General features: G+C 73.5%; 17 protein-coding genes. 12 read left to right on the top strand and 5 right to left on the bottom strand.

Going from position 1 to position 17,947, the window contains the following annotated elements:
• The first annotated feature begins 46 nt into the window (after nucleotides 1–46).
• Entirely contained in the window at nucleotides 47–898 is an 852-nt protein-coding gene (locus tag HD597_RS53065; protein ID WP_253755434.1) for an SGNH/GDSL hydrolase family protein, read from the top strand.
• Here the strand turns inward: HD597_RS53065 and HD597_RS66275 are convergent.
• Both HD597_RS66275 and HD597_RS53055 read right to left on the bottom strand, forming a co-directional pair.
• Complete coding sequence (locus tag HD597_RS66275; protein WP_253755432.1) at nucleotides 882–2,069, bottom strand: PucR family transcriptional regulator; 1,188 nt, start codon at nucleotides 2,067–2,069, stop codon at nucleotides 882–884. The two genes, HD597_RS53065 and HD597_RS66275, sit on opposite strands and share 17 nt — an antisense overlap.
• Nucleotides 2,070–2,148: 79 nt before the next feature.
• A complete protein-coding gene (locus tag HD597_RS53055) occupies nucleotides 2,149–2,625 on the bottom strand; it encodes a hypothetical protein (RefSeq protein WP_253755430.1) in 477 nt (158 codons plus the stop codon).
• Nucleotides 2,626–2,795: 170 nt separating this feature from the next.
• Here HD597_RS53055 and HD597_RS65375 point away from each other — a divergent pair, with 170 nt between their 5' ends.
• From HD597_RS65375 to HD597_RS53010, 9 genes are all read left to right on the top strand, one after another.
• The gene (locus HD597_RS65375; RefSeq protein ID WP_276083255.1) at nucleotides 2,796–6,068 is read left to right on the top strand and encodes an ATP-binding protein; all 3,273 of its coding nucleotides are present in this window, start codon (nucleotides 2,796–2,798) and stop codon (nucleotides 6,066–6,068) included.
• 121 nt (nucleotides 6,069–6,189) lie between these two features.
• Nucleotides 6,190–8,718, top strand: coding sequence for a glycoside hydrolase family 9 protein (locus HD597_RS53045; RefSeq protein ID WP_253755428.1), 2,529 nt, complete (start codon nucleotides 6,190–6,192; stop codon nucleotides 8,716–8,718).
• A 57-nt stretch (nucleotides 8,719–8,775) separates the two neighbouring features.
• Entirely contained in the window at nucleotides 8,776–9,099 is a 324-nt protein-coding gene (locus tag HD597_RS53040) for a PadR family transcriptional regulator (RefSeq protein ID WP_253755426.1), read from the top strand.
• The gene (locus HD597_RS53035; protein WP_253755424.1) at nucleotides 9,096–9,992 is read left to right on the top strand and encodes a hypothetical protein; all 897 of its coding nucleotides are present in this window, start codon (nucleotides 9,096–9,098) and stop codon (nucleotides 9,990–9,992) included. The genes HD597_RS53040 and HD597_RS53035 overlap by 4 nt, the downstream gene beginning before the upstream one ends.
• 34 nt (nucleotides 9,993–10,026) lie before the next feature.
• On the top strand, nucleotides 10,027–10,917 hold the full coding sequence (locus HD597_RS53030; RefSeq protein ID WP_253755422.1) for a hypothetical protein: 891 nt from the start codon (nucleotides 10,027–10,029) through the stop codon (nucleotides 10,915–10,917).
• Nucleotides 10,918–10,945: 28 nt separating this feature from the next.
• A complete protein-coding gene (locus HD597_RS53025; protein WP_253755420.1) occupies nucleotides 10,946–12,691 on the top strand; it encodes a peptidoglycan-binding protein in 1,746 nt (581 codons plus the stop codon).
• The gene (locus HD597_RS53020; RefSeq protein WP_253755418.1) at nucleotides 12,684–13,361 is read left to right on the top strand and encodes an ABC transporter ATP-binding protein; all 678 of its coding nucleotides are present in this window, start codon (nucleotides 12,684–12,686) and stop codon (nucleotides 13,359–13,361) included. The genes HD597_RS53025 and HD597_RS53020 overlap by 8 nt, the downstream gene beginning before the upstream one ends.
• The gene (locus HD597_RS53015) at nucleotides 13,361–14,542 is read left to right on the top strand and encodes an ABC transporter permease (protein ID WP_253755416.1); all 1,182 of its coding nucleotides are present in this window, start codon (nucleotides 13,361–13,363) and stop codon (nucleotides 14,540–14,542) included. The genes HD597_RS53020 and HD597_RS53015 overlap by 1 nt, the downstream gene beginning before the upstream one ends.
• Nucleotides 14,543–14,573: 31 nt before the next feature.
• Complete coding sequence (locus tag HD597_RS53010; RefSeq protein ID WP_253755414.1) at nucleotides 14,574–14,993, top strand: hypothetical protein; 420 nt, start codon at nucleotides 14,574–14,576, stop codon at nucleotides 14,991–14,993.
• A 1-nt stretch (nucleotide 14,994) separates the two neighbouring features.
• Here HD597_RS53010 and HD597_RS53005 read toward each other — a convergent pair whose 3' ends face one another.
• From HD597_RS53005 to HD597_RS52995, 3 genes are read right to left on the bottom strand one after another with little or no spacing between them, the layout of a single operon-like run.
• On the bottom strand, nucleotides 14,995–15,687 hold the full coding sequence (locus HD597_RS53005; protein ID WP_253755412.1) for a hypothetical protein: 693 nt from the start codon (nucleotides 15,685–15,687) through the stop codon (nucleotides 14,995–14,997).
• Nucleotides 15,688–15,693: 6 nt separating this feature from the next.
• Nucleotides 15,694–16,692, bottom strand: coding sequence for a WXG100-like domain-containing protein (locus HD597_RS53000; protein ID WP_253755410.1), 999 nt, complete (start codon nucleotides 16,690–16,692; stop codon nucleotides 15,694–15,696).
• Nucleotides 16,683–16,997: a hypothetical protein gene (locus HD597_RS52995; RefSeq protein ID WP_253755408.1), complete on the bottom strand. Its 315-nt coding sequence runs from the start codon at nucleotides 16,995–16,997 to the stop codon at nucleotides 16,683–16,685. The genes HD597_RS53000 and HD597_RS52995 overlap by 10 nt, the downstream gene beginning before the upstream one ends.
• A 139-nt stretch (nucleotides 16,998–17,136) precedes the next feature.
• On the opposite strand from HD597_RS52995, the gene HD597_RS52990 reads away from it, so the two are divergent.
• Nucleotides 17,137–17,526, top strand: a complete 390-nt coding sequence (locus HD597_RS52990) for a YbaB/EbfC family nucleoid-associated protein (RefSeq protein ID WP_253755406.1) — start codon at nucleotides 17,137–17,139, stop codon at nucleotides 17,524–17,526.
• A 26-nt stretch (nucleotides 17,527–17,552) separates the two neighbouring features.
• A complete protein-coding gene (locus HD597_RS52985) occupies nucleotides 17,553–17,933 on the top strand; it encodes a YbaB/EbfC family nucleoid-associated protein (RefSeq protein ID WP_253755404.1) in 381 nt (126 codons plus the stop codon).
• Nucleotides 17,934–17,947: the final 14 nt, after the last annotated feature.

The raw sequence follows: 17,947 nt of genomic DNA, 5'->3' as shown, positions 1-17,947 counted from the left end.
ACCACCGGATTCCGCACCCCCCACCCCCTGCCGGAAGGAGTCCACCATGGTCCGACGCACCCTCCTCCTCCTCACCGCCGTCTGGCTCGCCCTCACCCTCGCCCCGCCCGCGCACGCCGCGCAGGCCGAGGTGTACGTGGCCCTGGGCGACTCGGCCGCAGCCGGCCCCCTGGTGCCCAACCAGATCCACCTCGGCTGCCTGCGCTCCGACCGCAACTACCCGCGGCTGACGGCCCAGGCCATCGGCGCGGCCAGGTTCCGCGACGTGACCTGCTCGGGCGCCCAGACCGAGGACATGTACCAGCCGCAGGGCACCGAGCTCGGCGACGTGGCGCCCCAGCTCGACGCGCTCACCCTGGACACCACGCTGGTCACGGTGCAGATCGGCGCCAACGACGTCGGGCTGACCGACTTCATCGAGGACTGCCTGAACCTGCTGCCCCCGCCGATCGGCGACGCCTGCAACGACGACTACAACGTGGGCGGCCAGGACAAGTGGCGGGTCGACACCGACGCGCTGCGCCCCCGCCTGACCACCCTGGTCGCCGACATCCGCGCCCGCGCCCCGCAGGCCAGGATCTTCGTGGTCGGGTACGGCACGTACGCGCGGCCCGACGGCTGCTACCCGCGGGTCCCGATCATCAGGGCGGACGCGAACTACATCAGGGCCACGCTGATGTACTTCAACCAGATGCTGGCCGAGCAGGCCGCCGCGGCCGGGGTGGGCTTCATCGACCTGCAGACGCCGAGCGTGGGCCACGACCCGTGCGCCTCGGCCGGCGCCCGGTGGATCGAGCCGTACGTGCCCGCCTCGCCGGCCGCGCCGTTCCATCCGAACGCGGCCGGGATGCGCGGCTTCGCGACCGCCGTGACGGCGGCCGTCACCGGGGCGGTGTGAGCCGGCGGGCCGCCAGGGCCGCGCCGATCCGCTGGAGGTGGGCGGGGTCCAGCGGGTCCAGCCCGGTCAGGACGACGACCCTGCGCAGGCGGTAGTCGACGGTGTTCGGGTGCACGTGCAGCAGCTCGGCGGTGCGCCGCCGGTCCAGGCCCGTGTCCAGGTACGCCGTCAGCGTCCGCAGCAGGTCGGGGTTGTCGAGCAGCGGGTCGAGCAGCCCCGCCAGCAGCGCCGTGGCCTGGCTCGACCGGGTGAGCTGGTATTCGAGCAGCACGTCGGCCAGCCGGTAGCCGCCGGGCGGCTGCTCGAAGACCCGCACCACCTCCAGCACCTCCTCCACCAGCCGCGCCGCCGCCGGGACGCCCTGCGGCGGCGCGCACTCGGCGGCCAGCCACACGGGCACGCCCGCCGACTTGCCCGCCGCCTCCGCCAGCTCACCGAGCTCGGGCTCCTCCCCCTGGAGCGGCACCAGCACCAGCCCGCCGGCCGTGTCGAGGGCGGGCAGCACCGGCTCGGCCGCGTACCGCTGGAGCGCCGTCCTGAGCCGGTGCAGCTTGCGCCGCCCGGCGACCGGCGCGCCGGGCCCGTCCTCGTCGGGATGCCGCCCCGCCGCGACGGCCAGCACGAGGTAACGCGACGGCAGCCGCACGCCCGCCAGGGCCGCGCGGTCGCCGCCGAGCAGCGCGGCGACGGTGGCGTGCATGGCGTGCTGCTCCTGGCTGAGCAGGCTCTCGCGCTCCTCCAGGTACGCCGAGCAGACGGCGGCCGTGGCGGCCTCCATGTAGAGCAGGACGATCCGGCCGGCCTCCAGCACGTCGGCCAGGTCGTCCGGCTGCGCGCCCGCGAACAGCCGCTCGCACACCATGCGCGCCCCCAGGTGGTAGGCAGAGAGCAGCGCTTCGAGCGGCACGCCCTCCTGGGCGCGGCGGGCCGCCGACTCCCGCAGCGGCACCAGGTCGGCCCTGGCCGGCGGGCGGCGCTCGCGGAAGGCGCGGGAGATCAGGCGCAGGTTGTGCTCGGTGATGGCCGTGATGTCGCCGTCGAGCTCCTCCTTCGGCAGCCGCCGGTAGACGGGGAGCTGCTCGGCGAAGCCCCGTACGAGCCGCCTGGCCAGCTTGGCGGTCTGGCGGTCGAGCAGCTCGTGCATCGGGCACCCGGCCAGGGTGAGAACCACGCTCGAACCCTGCCAGATCCCCGCGCATCGGTGAAGGCCCCGGCCCTCACCCGCGGCCGGGGCCCTCCCCTCGTAGCGGCTACAGCCCGGTCACCCTGAGCTCGACCAGGTAGGAGTAGAAGGTCTCGTGGGTCCCGTCGATGATGTCCTCCACGTAGGCGACGCCGTTCGTGGCGAGCGGGGCGCACACGCTGCTGCCCGAGACCGAGATGGAGCCGAGGCTGTCACCGCTCCCGATGGCGGGCGGGGTGACCTCGCGCAGGTTGAACGAGACACTGCCCGCGCTGCTGACGACGGTGCTCGGGTTGCCGAAGTCGGCCGGGTCGGCGTCGTCGCCGTTGCGCATGTTGACGTAGCCGTTGGGGAACAGGTTCCCGCCGACCAGGAAGCGGAGCTCGTCCTTGCCGTCCCTCTCGGCCACGTTGAGGTTGTCGATGTCGTACAGCTCCACCCGGCAGTTCGCGGCCATGGCGGTGGCCGGGCCCGCTGTCAGCGCCCCGGCGGCGGCCAGGCCCGTGGCCAGGGCGAGCGCGGTGATCAGTCTGGGAGTGCGCATGTCGTGCTCCTCGGTGTGCGCCGTTCCGCGGCTTTCGCGGAACGCGGCGTCAGCTTGCGGGCAGCACCGTGAGCGAAGCGTTAAAGCCCAGGTGAAGTCACCCAGAGCACAGGCTGGATGTGTCCTCTCACACAGTCGGGGAGCCGGTTCCGCGCTTACCCTCTCGCGCTATGAGGGAGTCGCTGTCCGTGCTGCTGCTCGGCTCACCGGAGCTCTCCGTCGGGGGCGCGCCCGTGGGCGTGCGCTCCGCCAAGGCCCGCGCCCTGCTCTGCTACCTGGCCACCACGGCCGCGCCCCGGCCGCGCGCCGAGCTGGCCACGCTGCTGTGGGGCGAGCGGCCTGACGCCAACGCCAGGGGCAGCCTGCGCCTGGCGCTGTCCGAGCTGCGCAAGGAGGTCGGCGGCTGGCTGGACGTCACCCGCGAGCACGTACGCCTGCGCGCGGCCGACGGGTGCTTCGTGGACCGCCGCCACCTCGCGCAGGCGCCCACCGTGGCCGAGGCGCTGCGGCTGTGGCGCGGCGACTTCATGCACGGGGTCTCCTTCTGCGACGCTCCCGCGTTCGCCGAGTGGCTGGAGTGCGAGCGCCGGGGAGTGCGGCTGCTGCTGCGCGAGGTGCTGCTGCGGGCGGGGGACGAGCCGGCCGAGCAGGTGGCGCGGCTGGCGCACATCGTGGCGGGGCTCGATCCGTACGACGAGGAGGCGCACCGGCTGCTCATGACGGCGCTCGCCCGGGCGGGCAACCGGGCCGGGGCGCTGGCCTGCTACGACGAGCTGCGGCGGCGGCTGACCGCCGAGCTGGGCGTCGAGCCCGCGCCCGAGACCCGCGAGGTCAGGCAGCGGCTCGCCCCCTGCGCCGCCCCCGCCCGCCGCGCCGCCGTGCCCGCCCCCGCCCGCCGCGCCGCCGTGCCCGCCCCCGCCCGCCGCGCCCCTGTGCCCGTCCCCGCCACGGACCTCATCGGCAGGGAGGCCGACGTCGGGCGGCTGCGCGCACTGCTGGCCCGCGAACGGCTGGTCACCCTGGTGGGGCCGGGCGGCATCGGCAAGACCCGCCTCGCCATCGCCGCCGCCGAGCCTTCCCCCTTACCCGCCCCCGGGGCGCCCGGCGAGACGGCGTTCGTGTCGTTCGCCGGGGTGCGGCCCGAGGCGGCCGTCACGACGCTGGCCCGCCGCCTGGACGTGGACCTCTCACCGCCGCGGCCGGCCCTCGGCCTCCTCCTGTCGGCCCTGTCCGCGCGCCCGCGCCCCCTCCTGCTCGTCCTGGACAACCTCGAACACCTCCCCGCCTTCGACCCGGTCATCGGCGAGCTGCTCCGCGCCGCTCCGGCCCTGCGGATCCTGGCGACGAGCAGGCGACGCCCCGACCTGCCCGGCCAGGTGGCGATCAGCGTCGAAGGGCTGGGCGCGCCGGCCGCCGAGGCGCTGTTCGCGGCCAGGGCGGCAACGGCGTGCCCGGGCTTCGACCCGGACCGCGAGGCCTCCCTGGTCGCCGGGATCTGCGCCGCCACCGGCGGTCTGCCCCTGGCCATCGAGCTGGCGGCCGGGCTGCTGCGCGCCGTCCCGTGCGCCGCGCTGGCCCGGCACCTGAACGCGGACCTCGGCCTGCTGGCGGTGCCCGGCCCCGCCGCGCGCTCGCGGCACGCCTGCATGCGCACCGTCTTCGAGACCTCCTGGCGCCTGCTGGACGAGGCGGGCCGCCAGGCGCTGGCGGCGCTGTCGGTGTTCGGCGGCGGCTGCACGCTGGACGCCGCCCTGGAGGTCGCCCGCACCAGCCCCGGCGTGCTGGTCCGGCTGGTGGACCACAGCATGATCCAGCTCACCCCGTCCGGCCGGTACGCCGTCCACCCCCTCATCCAGCAGTACGCCGCCACGCACCTGACCCCCGAGGAACGCCGGGCCGCCCGCAGGCGGCACGCCGACCACTTCGGCCGCCTGCTCGAACGGCACGCCGCAGCCCTGGAGGACGCCTCGGACGCCGAGGTCACCCGCGTGCTCGGCGCCGAGCTGGACAACATCAGACCGGCCTGGGCGGCGTCGGGACGGCCCCGTTTCCTGGAGCTCTACTGGACGTTGTGCCTGCGGCTGCGCCTGTACGAGGAGTCGGCGGCCGTCCTGCGCCGCCACCTCGCCCGTACCGCGGAGGAGCCCCGGCTGCGGGCCCGCCACCTGTGGATGGCGGGGACGAGCGAGCACCACCTCGCCAGGGAGCACGAGGCCACCCGCCTGGCCAGGGCCGCGCTGGAGACGCTGGGCGAGCCGCTGCCCGAGTCACGTCGCGGCCTCGCCACCGCGACCCTGGCGGCGGCCGGCCGTCAGCTCGGGCACCGATTACTCCCGCCCCGCCCCTCACCCGAGGGCCGGGAGGCGGCGCAGGCCCTCACCATGCTGGCCCGGCTCGCCTTCCACCAGCACGACCTGCCGACGATGCTCGCCGCCTCGCTCCGCCAGCTCAACGCCGCGGACCGCACGGACGACGCCGCGCTGCGGGCCGAGGCGTACGCGAACGCCGCCACGATCACCCGCATCGCCGGCCGCCACCGCCTGGCCGCCCGCTACGGCACGCTGGCCGACCGCGCCCTCGCGGACGTCGAGCAGGCCGCGGAGGCCGCGCACCGCGCCCGCCTGGCCCGCGGCCTCGACCAGCTCCACACGGGCGCGTTCGAGGCGGCCGGACGGTCGTTCGCCGAGTGCCGCGCCAGGACGCTCGCCCCGCGCGTGGCGGAGAACTGCTCGGGCCTGCTCGCCGAGACGGCACTCTGGCAGGGCCGGTTCGAGACGGCGGCGGGGTTGTTCGCCGCCACGGCGGAGCAGGCGGCCGGGCGACTGGGAGGCAACGACATCGCCCGCCACTGGTGCCTGCTCGGCCAGGTGGAAGCCATGCTGCGGCTGGACGCGGCAGGCCCGGAACGCATCGGGCCGGTCCTGGCCGCGGCCCGCGCCTCGACCGAGCGCCGCCGCGCCCAGGAGAAGCCGCTCGGCCTCCGGGACGGCCCCGCCATGCGCACCATCCAGGACATGCGCCTGCTCACCGCCGCCGCCCGGCTCCGAGCCCTGGAACGCGGCACGGCGGACGACGGCACGCGGCAGGCGCTCACCGAGGTGCTCGCCCTGGCCGGACGCCTGTCGCCCGCCCACCGCGGCCTGCTGGAGTGCTGGTCCGGTCTCGCCGAGCTGCTCTGGTCCCTCGCCCCCTGGCCGGACCGCGCGACCGCCCGCCTCCTTCACGCCCACCTGGCGAGGTACGTCACCAGGAACCCGGGGGCCGCGGCCAGGCTCGGCTGGGCCCGCGCCCTCGTCCTGGCCGCGGCAGGCAGGGACGGCGCGGCCCGTAAGGCGGCGGAGCAGGCGCTGGCCACCGCGACCCGCCTGTCCGCGCCGTACGACCAGGTCAGGTCCGAAGCGGTCATCCGGCACCTGCGCGGCCCGTGCGCCGCCGCCGGATGAAAGTTTCACGATTCTCGGCGGCCCCCTGTGCGCAGCCGTTGACGGAGCGGCGGCGGGCAAGGAGGATCGGATTCCGCGCTGTTTTGGGAGCGCTCCCAATCCCCCCGTCCCAAGGACCTCCATGACCCGATTCCGGGCCGCCTTACTGGCCCTTTTCACCATGGTCGCCCTGTCCCCCGCCACGGCCGCGCAGGCCGAGGACGAGGGGCCCGAGCAGATCGTGAACGGCACCTTCGACACCGGCACCGCCCCCTGGTGGAGCACCGGCAACACGACCCTCACCGTGCAGGACGGCCGGGCCTGCGCCGACATCCCCGGCGGCACCGCCAACCCGTGGGACGTCATCATCGGCCAGAACGACCTCCCGCTGGTGGAGGGCGACACGTACGCCTACCGCTTCTTCGCCTCCGCGACCCCGGCCAAGGTCGGCAGGGCGCTGATCCAGCTCCCCGTGGACCCCTGGACCCAGTACCTGTCGGCCGCGCCGGAGATGAGCGTCTCGGGCAACAGCTACTCCTTCACGTTCACCGCCCCGGTGTCGCTGCCGAACGCACAGGTCGTCTTCCAGTTGGGCGGCAGCGCCGAGCCTTGGAGGTTCTGCATGGACGACGTGTCGCTCAGGGGCGGCGCCGAGCCGGAGGAGTACGAGCCGGACACCGGCCCCCGCGTCCGGGTGAACATGGTCGGCTACCTGCCCGCGGGCCCCAAGAAGGCCACGCTGGTCACCGAGGCGACCGAGCCGCTGGAGTGGGAGCTGAAGGACGCCGACAAGCAGACGGTCGCCAGTGGCGAGACCGTCCCCAGGGGTGTGGACGGCAGCTCGGGACAGAACGTCCACACGCTCGACTTCGGCTCCTACCGCAAGGCGGGCGAGGGCTACACGCTGACGGCCGACGGTGAGACGAGCAGGCCGTTCGACATCGCGGCCGGCCTCTACGACCGGCTCCCGGCGGACGCGCTGAAGTTCTACTACACCCAGCGCAGCGGCATCGAGATCCGCGACGACCTCAGGCCGGGCTACGGCCGCCCCGCGGGCCACGTCGGCGTCGCGCCGAACCAGGGCGACGTGGAGGTGCCCTGCCAGCCGGGCGTCTGCGACTACACCCTGAACGTCAAGGGCGGCTGGTACGACGCCGGCGACCACGGCAAGTACGTCGTCAACGGCGGCATCTCCGTCCACCAGCTCATGGCCGCCTACGAGCGTGACAAGGCCGCCTTCGAGGACGGCCAGCTCGACATCCCCGAGAGCGGCAACGGCCGGCCGGACATCCTGGACGAGGCCCGCTGGGAGCAGGAGTTCCTGCTGAGCATGCAGGTGCCGGACGGCGAGCCGTTCGCGGGCATGGCGCACCACAAGATCCATGACCGGGCCTGGACCGGCCTGCCCCTGCTGCCGCACCTGGACCCGCAGCCGCGCGAGCTGCACCCGCCGTCCACGGCCGCCACGCTGAACCTGGCGGCGACGGCCGCGCAGGCGGCCCGCCTGTACGCCCCCTACGACTCCGCGTTCGCCGCCAGGAACCTCGCGGCGGCCCGCAAGGCGTGGGCGGCGGCCAGGGCGAACCCGGAGAAGTACGCCGACCCGAACGACGGCATCGGCGGCGGCGCCTACAGCGACGGCGATGTCAGTGACGAGTTCTACTGGGCGGCGGCCGAGCTGTTCATCACGACGGGCGAGAAGGAGTTCAGGGACTTCGTGCTGGCCTCGCCGCACCACACCGGCGACATCTGGCGCGAGCGCGGCTTCGACTGGGGCAACACCGCCCAGCTCGGCCGCCTGGAGCTGGCGACCGTGCCGAACGCGCTGCCCGACCGGGCCCGCGTGCGGCAGTCGGTGGTCGAGGGGGCCGAGAAGTACCTGGCGATCCAGACCGCGCACCCGTACGGCCTGCCGTACAACCCGCCGGACTTCGACTGGGGCTCCAACAACCTGGTACTGAACAACATGGTCGTCATGGCCACCGCCTACGACCTGACCGGCCAGGAGAAGTACCGCGCGGCCGTGCGTGAGGGCATGGACTACATCCTCGGCCGCAACGCCCTCAACCAGTCGTACGTCACCGGCTACGGCGAGGTGGCCTCGAAGAACCAGCACAGCCGCTGGTACGCCCGCCAGCTCGACCCGGCCCTGCCCAACCCGCCGGTCGGCACGCTGTCCGGCGGCCCGAACTCCGCCATCCAGGACCCGCTCGCGCAGCGGCTGCTCACGGGCTGCAAGCCGCAGTTCTGCTACATCGACCACATCGAGTCGTGGGCCACGAACGAGCTGACCATCAACTGGAACTCCCCGCTGGCCTGGGTCTCGGCGTTCCTGGCCGACAGGGGCGGGCGCGCGGACTGCCGGGTCCGCTACTCGGCGCACGGCTCGTGGCCGGGCGGGTTCACCGCGCAGGTCGTGATCGAGAACGTCGGCAAGAAGCCGGTGGACGGCTGGAGCCTGCGCTGGTCGTTCCTGAGCGGGCAGCGCGCCGGGCACGCCTGGGGCGCGGCCTTGTCGCAGTCGGGCTCGGTGGTGACGGCCACGGATCTGCGCTGGAACGGCAAGATCAAGCCGGGGCAGAAGGTGACGTTCGGGTTCAACGGCACGAACGCCTCCGGCCCCAACCCGGCGCCCGAGGTGTTCCACCTCGACGGAGTGCGCTGCAAGTAGAGGCGAGAATCCCCTGGGCGTTGCGGACACTTCGTTGAACGGAATACTGTCATCCCCATGCCCAGGGGAACCTCTGAAGTCAGCGAGCCGATGTACTTCGTGCTCACCGCACTGCGCGCGGGCCCGCTGCACGGACACGCGATCAGCAAGGCGATCAGGGAGCTCTCGCGGGGGCGGGTCCAGCCGTCCGTGGGCACGCTCTACGGCATCCTGGAGCGCCTGAACGAGCGGGGCGTGATCACCGTGGACCGCGAGGAGACGGTCAACGGCCGCAACCGGCGCTACTTCAGGATCACCCCCGACGGCCAGGCGCTCGTGGAGGCCGAGGCCAGGCGGATGCAGGAGGCGGCCGCCCTGGTCCTGCGCCCGTCCGGCGCATGACGGCGCCCTGCGGCCCTCTCGAACGGCGATATCGCAGGTTACTGCTGGCCTATCCGCGCTCGTACCGGCGGGCGCACGGCGACGAGCTGCTCGACGTGCTGCTGGAGGGGGCCGCCCCCGGCCGGAGGGTCCCCGTGCCCAGGGAGGCGTGGGGGCTGCTGGCGGGCGGCCTGCGCAGCCGCATCGTCCACCAGGCGGCCGGCAGCACCTGGGTGGACGGCCTGCACCTGGGCGTCACGGCCGTGGCGGCGGTGAATCTGGCCGCGCTGCTGCCGTACGCGCAGGCGCTGCCGCTGTGGACGGCGCTGTCGGCGCTCGCGCTGCTGGCGATCCTGCGCGGACGGCTGCGTACGGCTTTCGCGCTCACGCTCGCCACCGGCGTGAAGGCGGTCGGGCTGGCGGCGGCGCTGCAACCGTTCGACGTGACCGTGCTGCCGGTCGCCCCGAACGTGCTGGCCGACCGGGCCCTGTTCGAGCAGAGCGATCCGGTCCTGGTGGCGGCCGGTTACGCGATCACGCTCATCGGCCTGGTGGTGCTCACGTCGCCACGGCGGCCGGTGCGGGCCAGGTCATGGTGGTGGTGGGCGGCGGCCGGGCTGGCCGCATGGGCGGGGCCCGGCTGGATGCCGGACGACACGGCGTACCCGATCAGCCTGAGCAGGATGGCGGTGGAGGCGGCGGCCATCGGGCTGGGGGTGCTGGCCGGTTACCTGGCGCGCGACGTGCGGTGGGCGCTGGCGTCGAGCATCTACCTGCTGACCGTCTCGGGCGATCTGGTCCTGCACGCCGATGAGCTCACCCGGCAGCACCTCGCCTACCTGGGCGTCCTCGTGCTGCTGACCACGGCGGCCGCGTTCGCGCCCTTCCGCCAGCAGCGGCACTGCCTGGATTGACCATACTCTGTAGAACGGAGTATGGTCTGCTGCCATGCTCACGAGATCCCGCATGGCCATCGCCCTGTCGCTCTCGGCGGCCGTCCTCTGCGGCTGCGGGGGCGCCGCGGAGAACGCACCGGTCCCTTCGCCCGCGGCGAAGGCCGCCGTCAAGGACAAGAAGCACCAGTTCGAAGCGGCCAAGGCCGACTGCATGAAGCAGAAGGGCTTCAAGTACGTGCCGTTCGTGCACGAGACGGGCCCGAAGGACGAGGCGGAGCGCAAGCGCGACACCGGCGACTACCAAGCGATGCGGCAATATCGCGAGAAGTACGGCTTCGGGGTCTTCTCCATGCACGTCTACCCCGACGAGGCGGGCAACCCGGTCACCGACTCGGCGAAGGACCCCAACATGAAGGTCCAGGGTGCGCTCTCCATCGCCCAGCTCAAGGCCTACCACAAGGCCAAGGACGCCTGCGTGAGGCAGGCCGCCCAGCAGGTGCTCGGCCTGACCCTGACGTCCAACATGGACTACTACAACGAGGTCACGCTGGCCCACAAGCGGGTCAAGACCAAGGAGCTCGACGGCGACGCCCGGCTGGTGGAGCTGGCCGGCACCATGGCCACCTGCCTCAAGGGCAAGGGTTACCCGATCACCGACACCAGGCCCACGGCCGTCGAGAGCCGGGGCAAGAACCAGTTCCTGCAGCAGCAGGACGAGCTGGGCCGCGAGCAGTTCGAACCGAAGAGCCTGCCGCCGGGGATGACGAAGGAGACCAAGACCGTCGTCATGCCGACGCTCTCGCCCCAGGAGGCCAGGACGTACCTGGACAAGGAGATCAAGGCGGCGCTCGACGACCTGGAGTGCGGCAAGGACTTCTACGCGGCCTACGTGCCCAGGGAGACCGCGCTCCAGCAGCAGGTCAACGACCAGTACGCGCTCTGACGCGGCCATGAGGCGGATCCTTGCCGGTGTGCTCACCGGTGTCGTGGTCGTCGCGGGCGCCGGCTGGGTGGTCGGCTCCCGGCTGCGCTCCCCCGCCGACGAGGCGGCCCGCCGCGCCGCGCCTCCGGCCTCGCTGGTCACCGCCGCCGTCGAGCGCCGCAAGCTCGTCAGCACCGTGGTGCTCAGCGGCACCCTGGAGTACGGCTCCCCGCTGCCGATCAGCCTGGCCGGCGTGGTCGGCGGCGCGGCCGAGCTGCAGCGGGCCACCCGGGCGCCGCGCAAGGGCCGGATCGCGGAGGGCGCCGTGCTGATGGAGGTCAACGGCCGCCCCGTCTTCGTGCTGCGCGGCTCCGTGCCGATGCACCGCACGATCGCGCCCGGCACGAAGGGGGACGACGTGAGACAACTGCAGCGGGCCCTGCGCCGGCTCGGCCACGGCGCGCCCGCCACGGGCGTGTTCGACCGGGCCACGATCGCCGCGGTGACCAGGATGTACGCCGGAAGGGGCTACGAGGCGCAGCAGCCGACCCTGGCCGACCGGCAGGCGTACGACACGCTGCGCAAGGCCGTGCGGACGGCCGAGGAGACGCTCGCGACCGAGCGGCAGGCGCTGGACCGGGGCCGTGACGTGCTCCCGCTGAAGGTCAGGCTGGACAACGCCCGCAAGGACCTGAAGTCGGCCAGGGCCGCGCTGGCCGAGGCCGAGTCCCGCGAGCTCACCCCCGCGGACGAGGGCAGGCTGGCGGCGGCGGAGTCGGCGCTCAGAGCGGCCGAGGAACGGCTGCTGGAGGCCGAGCAGGCGCTCGCGGCGGCCGGGAACCAGCCGACCGGCACCCCGACCGGCGCCCCGGAAGGCACCCCCACCGGCACTCCGACCGGCCCCGCGACCGGCACGCCGGCCGGGACGCCCGCGCCCCGGCCCACCGCCTCCACCGACACGAGCCTGCTGGAGCTCAGGGTGGCCAACGCCAGGGCGGACCTGGCCGCCGCCCAGGACGCCCTCGACCGGGTGCGGGAGGAGGCGCGGGAGGCCGGGAACGCCAGGCTGGAGGAGCTGCGCAAGGCCGTGCGGACCGCGAAGGACGCGGTGGTCACCGCCGAGCAGGCACTGCGCCAGGCCAGGCAGCTCTCGCCGGCCCGGCTCAAGGTGGCCAACGCGGGCGAGGACGTCGCGGCGGCCAAGGGGCTGCTGGCCGAGTACGCCCGTACGTACGGCGTGTCGATCCCGCCCGGCGAGATGGTGTTCCTGCCGAAGCTGCCCGCCCGGGTGCAGAAGGTGTCGGTGAAGGCGGGGCAGCGCGTCGAGGCGGAGGTGGCCACCGTGACCAGCTCGACGTTCGCGGTGACCGGGTCCGTCGAGGCGGCAGAGTCGGAGCTGCTGCGCCCCGGCATGGAGGCGGCCGTCGAGGTGGACACGGGCAGGACGTACCCGGCCAGGCTCACCGCGATCGGCGAGCGGGCCCGGCTGCCCGGCGGGGAGGAGGCTCCGGAGGGCTCGATCCCCGTCCTGCTCACGCCGTCGGCGAGCAGGGGCCTGCGGGCGGGCGCCGTGGTGACCACGCGGGTGACCGTGGGGGCCACGGACGAGCCGGTGCTGGTGGTGCCGGTGGCCGCGGTGATCACCTCGGCGGACGGGAAGGCGCGGGTGCGGGTCGAGTACGCCACGGACAGGACCAGGGACGTGGAGGTCCGCACGGGCCTGACCGCGGACGGGAACGTCGAGGTCAGCGGCGCTCTCAAGGAGGGCGACCGGGTGGTGGTCAGCGGTGCCTGAGCGACCGGTGATCGAGCTGACGGGCGTCGGCAAGGACTTCCCCGCGCAGCCGCCCGTTCGCGCGCTGCGCGAGGTCTCGCTCCGCGTGGACCGCGGCGACCACCTGGCGATCGTCGGCCCGTCGGGCTCCGGCAAGTCCACGTTGCTGAACGTCCTGGGGCTCCTGGATCGCCCTACTTCCGGTAGTTACCTCCTGGACGGCGTGGAGACCACTACGCTGCGGGACGGAGCCAGGACCCGGTTGCGCGGCGACCGGATCGGCTTCGTCTTCCAGTCCTTCCACCTGCTCCCCCACCGCAGCGTGGTGGAGAACGTCATGCTCGCCGAGCTGTACGGCGCGCGCAGGCGCAGGGGCAGGCGGGAGCGGGCCCTGGCGGCGCTGGAGCGGGTCGGTCTCGGGCACAGGGCCGGGTTCACGCCCGGCCGGCTGTCCGGGGGCGAACGCCAGCGCGCGGCCATCGCCAGGGCCCTGTTGGGGGCCCCGTCGCTGCTGCTGTGCGACGAGCCCACGGGCAACCTCGACAGCCACAACACCGACGCGGTGCTCGACCTGTTCGCCGAGCTGCGGGAGCAGGGGCTGACGATCGTGGTCATCACGCACGAGCAGGAGGTCAGCGAGCGGGCCGGGCGCCGGGTGCGGATCACCGACGGCGCGCTGGTGGAGGAGTGATGCACGTACGCGACCTGATCGGCGAGGCCGTCGCCGGTGTGCTCGCCAGGCCGGTCCGCTCGGCGCTGACCACGCTCGGCACCGTGCTCGGCATCACCACGCTGGTCGTCACGCTCGGCGTGGCCGCCACCGCCGGGAACCAGATCGTCGGCCGCTTCGACGAGCTGGTCGCCACGGCCATCACCGTGGAGGTGCCCAGGTCCACGACCGGCACGCCGCTGGTGGGCTGGGACGCGGTCGAGCGGGTGACCAGGCTGCGCGGCGTCGAGTCGGCCGCCGCCGTGGCCGACGCGGACGAGGGCGTCAACCTGTCCGTACGCTCCACCGACCTGGTGGACCCGACCCGGGTGACCACGCAGGTTCTGACCGTGCTGGCCGCCACGACCGGCCTGCCCGAGGCCGCCCGGGGCCGGATGACGCAGGGCCGCTTCTACGACACCGGGCACATCAGGCGCGGCGACCGGGTGGCGGTGATCGGCGACGAGGCGGCCAGGATGCTCGGCGTGACCCGGCTCGACCGGGCGCCGGCGATCTTCATCGGCAAGCACGCGTACACGGTGATCGGCGTTCTCGGCGGCCTGCGCCGCGAGAAGAGCCTGAGCACCGCCGTGGTCGTGCCGCCCACCGTGGGCCGGCAGTTCGGGCTGCGCGACGTCACGAGGGTGCTGGTCAACACCAGCCTGGGCGCCGCCGGCCTGATCGCCGGCCAGGCTCCGGCGGCTCTCAGCCCGGGCAACGGCGACCTGCTGCAGGTGGTCTCCCCGCCCGGCCCCGCCAGGGCGCGCGACGGCGCGCAGGACGACGTCGACGCGCTGTTCCTGATCCTCGGCCTGGTCTCGCTGGTCGTCGGCGCCGTCGGCATCGCCAACGTCACGCTCGTGACCGTGATGGAGCGGGTCCCGGAGATCGGCCTGCGCCGCTCGCTCGGCGCGGCCAGGCGGCACATCGCCGCGCAGTTCCTGCTGGAGTCCACGCTGATCGGGCTGACCGGCGGCGTGATCGGGGCGAGCCTGGGCGTGGTCGCGGTGGTCGCGGTCTCGGCCGTCAAGCAGTGGACGCCGCTGCTGGACGTGCGGCTGGCGATCGCCGCGCCGGTCGCGGGAGCCCTGGTCGGGCTGCTGGCCGGGCTCTACCCCGCGCTGCGCGCGGCCAGGATGGAGCCGGTGGACGCGCTCAGGTGAGCCGATCGGGGCCCGGATACGTCCAAGGGACATGAGGATCTGGCGAATCGTGCTGCTGCCCGTGCTCCTGGCGGTGCTGAGCACGTCCATGGCTCCGGCTCAGGCCGAGGTCGCCCCGAAGCGGGTGCTGGTGGAGCTGCGCAAGCAGGGCGGCTTCGCGGGACTGAACGACCGCGTGATCGTCTTCGGCAACGGGTGCGCGCGGCTCAGCCGCCGCACGGGGCCGACCGTCGACAAGTGCCTGACCGCCAAGGAGGAGCGCAGGCTGCGCGGCCACCTGCGGCATCTGAAGATCGGCCGCTCGCAACGAGCCCCGCAGGGGGCGGACTTCATCAGGTTCACGCTGGCCCACGACAAGCGGCGGGCCGGCGTGTACGACCTGCCCCCGACCTGGCAGCCGGTGGTCAGGGACCTGGACAAGCTCATGGAGAAGTACTGGGCTCCCGACTGAGTCAGTCCTCGTCCTCGTCCTCGTCCTCGTTCTCGTCCTCCAGCAGGCCCCGGGCGAACGAGCGGATCTCCTCGTCCTCCGCGGCGGCGGCGTGCATGAGCAGGTTCGGATCCTCCTCGGACCAGCGGGCGGCCACCGCGGCGGCGAACAGCCTGGCCACGAGGTCGGGCCCTTCGAGCCGGGCCACGACCTCACGCGGATCGGGCTGCTCGTCGTCGTGCCGGACCAGCCACTCGGCCGGCTCCTTGACGCGGCCCGGCTCCAGGCTCACCGCACCCGCCCTGAGCTGGTCGGTCGAGGCCTCGAACAGGAAGCCGAGTACCTTCCAGCGGACGGAGCTCTCGGGGTCCAGGCTCAGGTTCATGACCTGGGCGAGGAGCGGGCCGTTCCACGTCCGGCCGTTGACCAGCACGACGTCGATCGCGAAGAAGCGCACCTGACGCAGCGGGTGCGACAGCAGCGCGGGGATCTCGCCGATCAGCGCGCCCCCGAGCTCCCCCAGCTCGGACAGCAGCCAGGCGCCGGTCCGTACAAGCGTGTCGTCTCCGCTGCGCAGCAGCGTGACGAGGTTGGTGACGGGGTAGCCGGCCCAGAACTCGTCGAGCAGGTCGTTGGAGGCCGGGCCCACGACGGCGTCGTCGCCCGGATGAGTCAGGAGACGCCGGATCAGGTCGTCACCGGTCTGGGTCTGCATCGGCCGTCACCACCATCCCTTCCGCTTGCCTTCTTCTTCGACCTTGCGAAGAGCCTCCTTCTCTCTGCGGATTCTCTCCTCGTGCCCGACCTCCTGGCCGAGCCGGTCCTGCTCCTGCCGCCTTTTCCTGATGCTTCCCCGTAGCGCGTCCCTGGCGGCCTCGCCCTGTTGCTGCGACATGCCCCTCGTGCCGTTGGGCAGCTCGCCGTGCACCTTTCCCGTGGAGTCCCTGCGGAACCAGCCGCCGCCGCCCCCGCTGCTTCCGCCGCTGCTGCCTCCACTGCTGCCTCTGCCGCCCCTGCCGCGTCCTCTGCCGGAGTCCCTGTTGTTCCTGCGGCCGAACTGGGCCATGCCCATGCGATCGCCCAGGCTCTGCGGCCGCGCGGGACCCGGGCGCACCGGGACGCCTCGCCCGCCGGCGCCCGCCAGCGCAGGAGTGCCTCCGGGGCCTCCCGGGCGGCGTAGATTGTCCAGGATGCGGCGCATCGGGTCGGTCACCCGGCGCGCCATCGCCGGAGCCAGCACCCTCCCGGTGCCTTCGGCGCCCTCGCGCATCACCTTGCCCATGGCCTGCCGGGTCAGGAGCATCCGCGCGGTGGCCGCCGTGACGCCCACCGCGCCGCCGAAGGCCACCGCCTGCACGACCGCGGTCAGCCCGGCCGCCGCCTGCGTGCCCACGGCCACCTTCACCGCGCTCACCACTGCGGCGGTGCCGTCGAGTGCCACCGGCGCCACCCGGGCGGCTGCCGCGGCCTGCGCGACGTGGCCGCTGTCGCCGCCGACCCGGTTCCAGTGCTGCGCCGCCGCCGTGGCGGACTCGCCGCGGTGGAACTGCTGCGCCTTGCGGAAGGACGCGTCGGCGGCGTCTCCGACCGGCTGCGATCCGGCCTGCACGGTACGCCAGGCGGCGGCGTCCTTCTTGATCTCGTCCTCGTCGATGTTCGGCCACGGCACGCCGAGCATCCCGAGGAATCCGTTCAGCTCGGGCGGGAGCATCAGGCCCATGAGACGCGTCCCACGTCCTCGGCGATGGCCGACTCGGCGACGTTCGTGTTCCTCGCCGTGGCGGCCAGCCCTTCGGCGGTGCCGGTGATCTCTCCCGAGACCCCCAGGAGCGCCATCAGCGAGACCTGGGTGCACTCGGCGTAGGCGGCGGCGAACCCGCCGAACAGTCCGTCATCGCCCCAGGAGGAGACTCCGTTTCCCCGTTCCCAGAGCCGCTGCAGCGCGGCCTGGTAGTCCGCCCCGTGGGTGCTGACGTGCTCGGCTTCATGCCCCACCGCACCCGACGCGATCTCAAATCCCGTCATGGCCGGTCACCATAGCGACATCTAACGATGATCGCGCAACTATCCCCGTTCATGAGATGCACATCTCATTGTCAAGATCAAGGCGGGTTTGTGCCACACTGGGCCATCGTTCCGTCCTGCAACGTTCACGGAGGTCGACATGCGGTCACCTGCGCCCGATGACGACGCCGACTACCTGGCCCAGTACCTCGCTCAGAGCCGCCGGATCATGCGCGACCTGAGGGCGGCACAGGCGGCCATGCTGCAGGTGGAGGGCCGGGCCCGCAGCGACGACGGGCTGGTCGAGGCGAGCGCCGACGGGCACGGCGGGCTGACCGCGCTGCGCATCGACCCGCGGGCGCTGCGTTCCGGCGAGGCCGAGCTCGGCCGGAAGGTGACGGAGGTCCTGCGCTCGGCTCAGGAGGACGCAGCCCGTCACGCTCAGGAGATCGCGGACAGGGTGACGGCCGGCGGCGCGGCCCTCCCCGAGCCGCTCGACGAGACGTTCGTGCGAGCGCGGGTCGAGCAGGCGGCCCAGGACCTTTTCTAGCAGCGACCTTCTTCAGGAGGAGACACGTGTTCGGCGCGCACCTCGATCCCGCCAACATCAGGGACGAGGATCTCGATGAGGCCGCCCGGCATGGTGAGCGGATGCTGGCCTGGCTGGAGACGGCCCGGGAGGAGCTGGACCAGGTCGTCGGCGCGGGCGAGAGCCCGTCGGGGCTTGTCAGGGCGCGGGTGGACGCGAACGGCCGGGTCATCGACGTCACGTACGGCCCCGGCGCCCCGCGGATGGGCAGTCTGGAACTGGCGGACGAGACGCTCGCGGCGGTGCACGCGGCGGGCGCCGACGCCGAGCGGCGGACGCACGACCTCATGCGTGAGGCCCTGCCCGGCTACGACCCGGTCGCGGCCCGCGCCGAGCTGGAGTCGCTGCTGGACGGCGAGCCGTACTAGCCCTCGCTCTCCAT

The sequence above is a fragment of the Nonomuraea thailandensis genome, assembly GCF_024172165.1.
Taxonomy (GTDB): domain Bacteria; phylum Actinomycetota; class Actinomycetes; order Streptosporangiales; family Streptosporangiaceae; genus Nonomuraea; species Nonomuraea thailandensis.
Note: the sequence above shows the minus strand (reverse complement) of the source record. Positions and strands in the feature narration are given on the sequence as shown.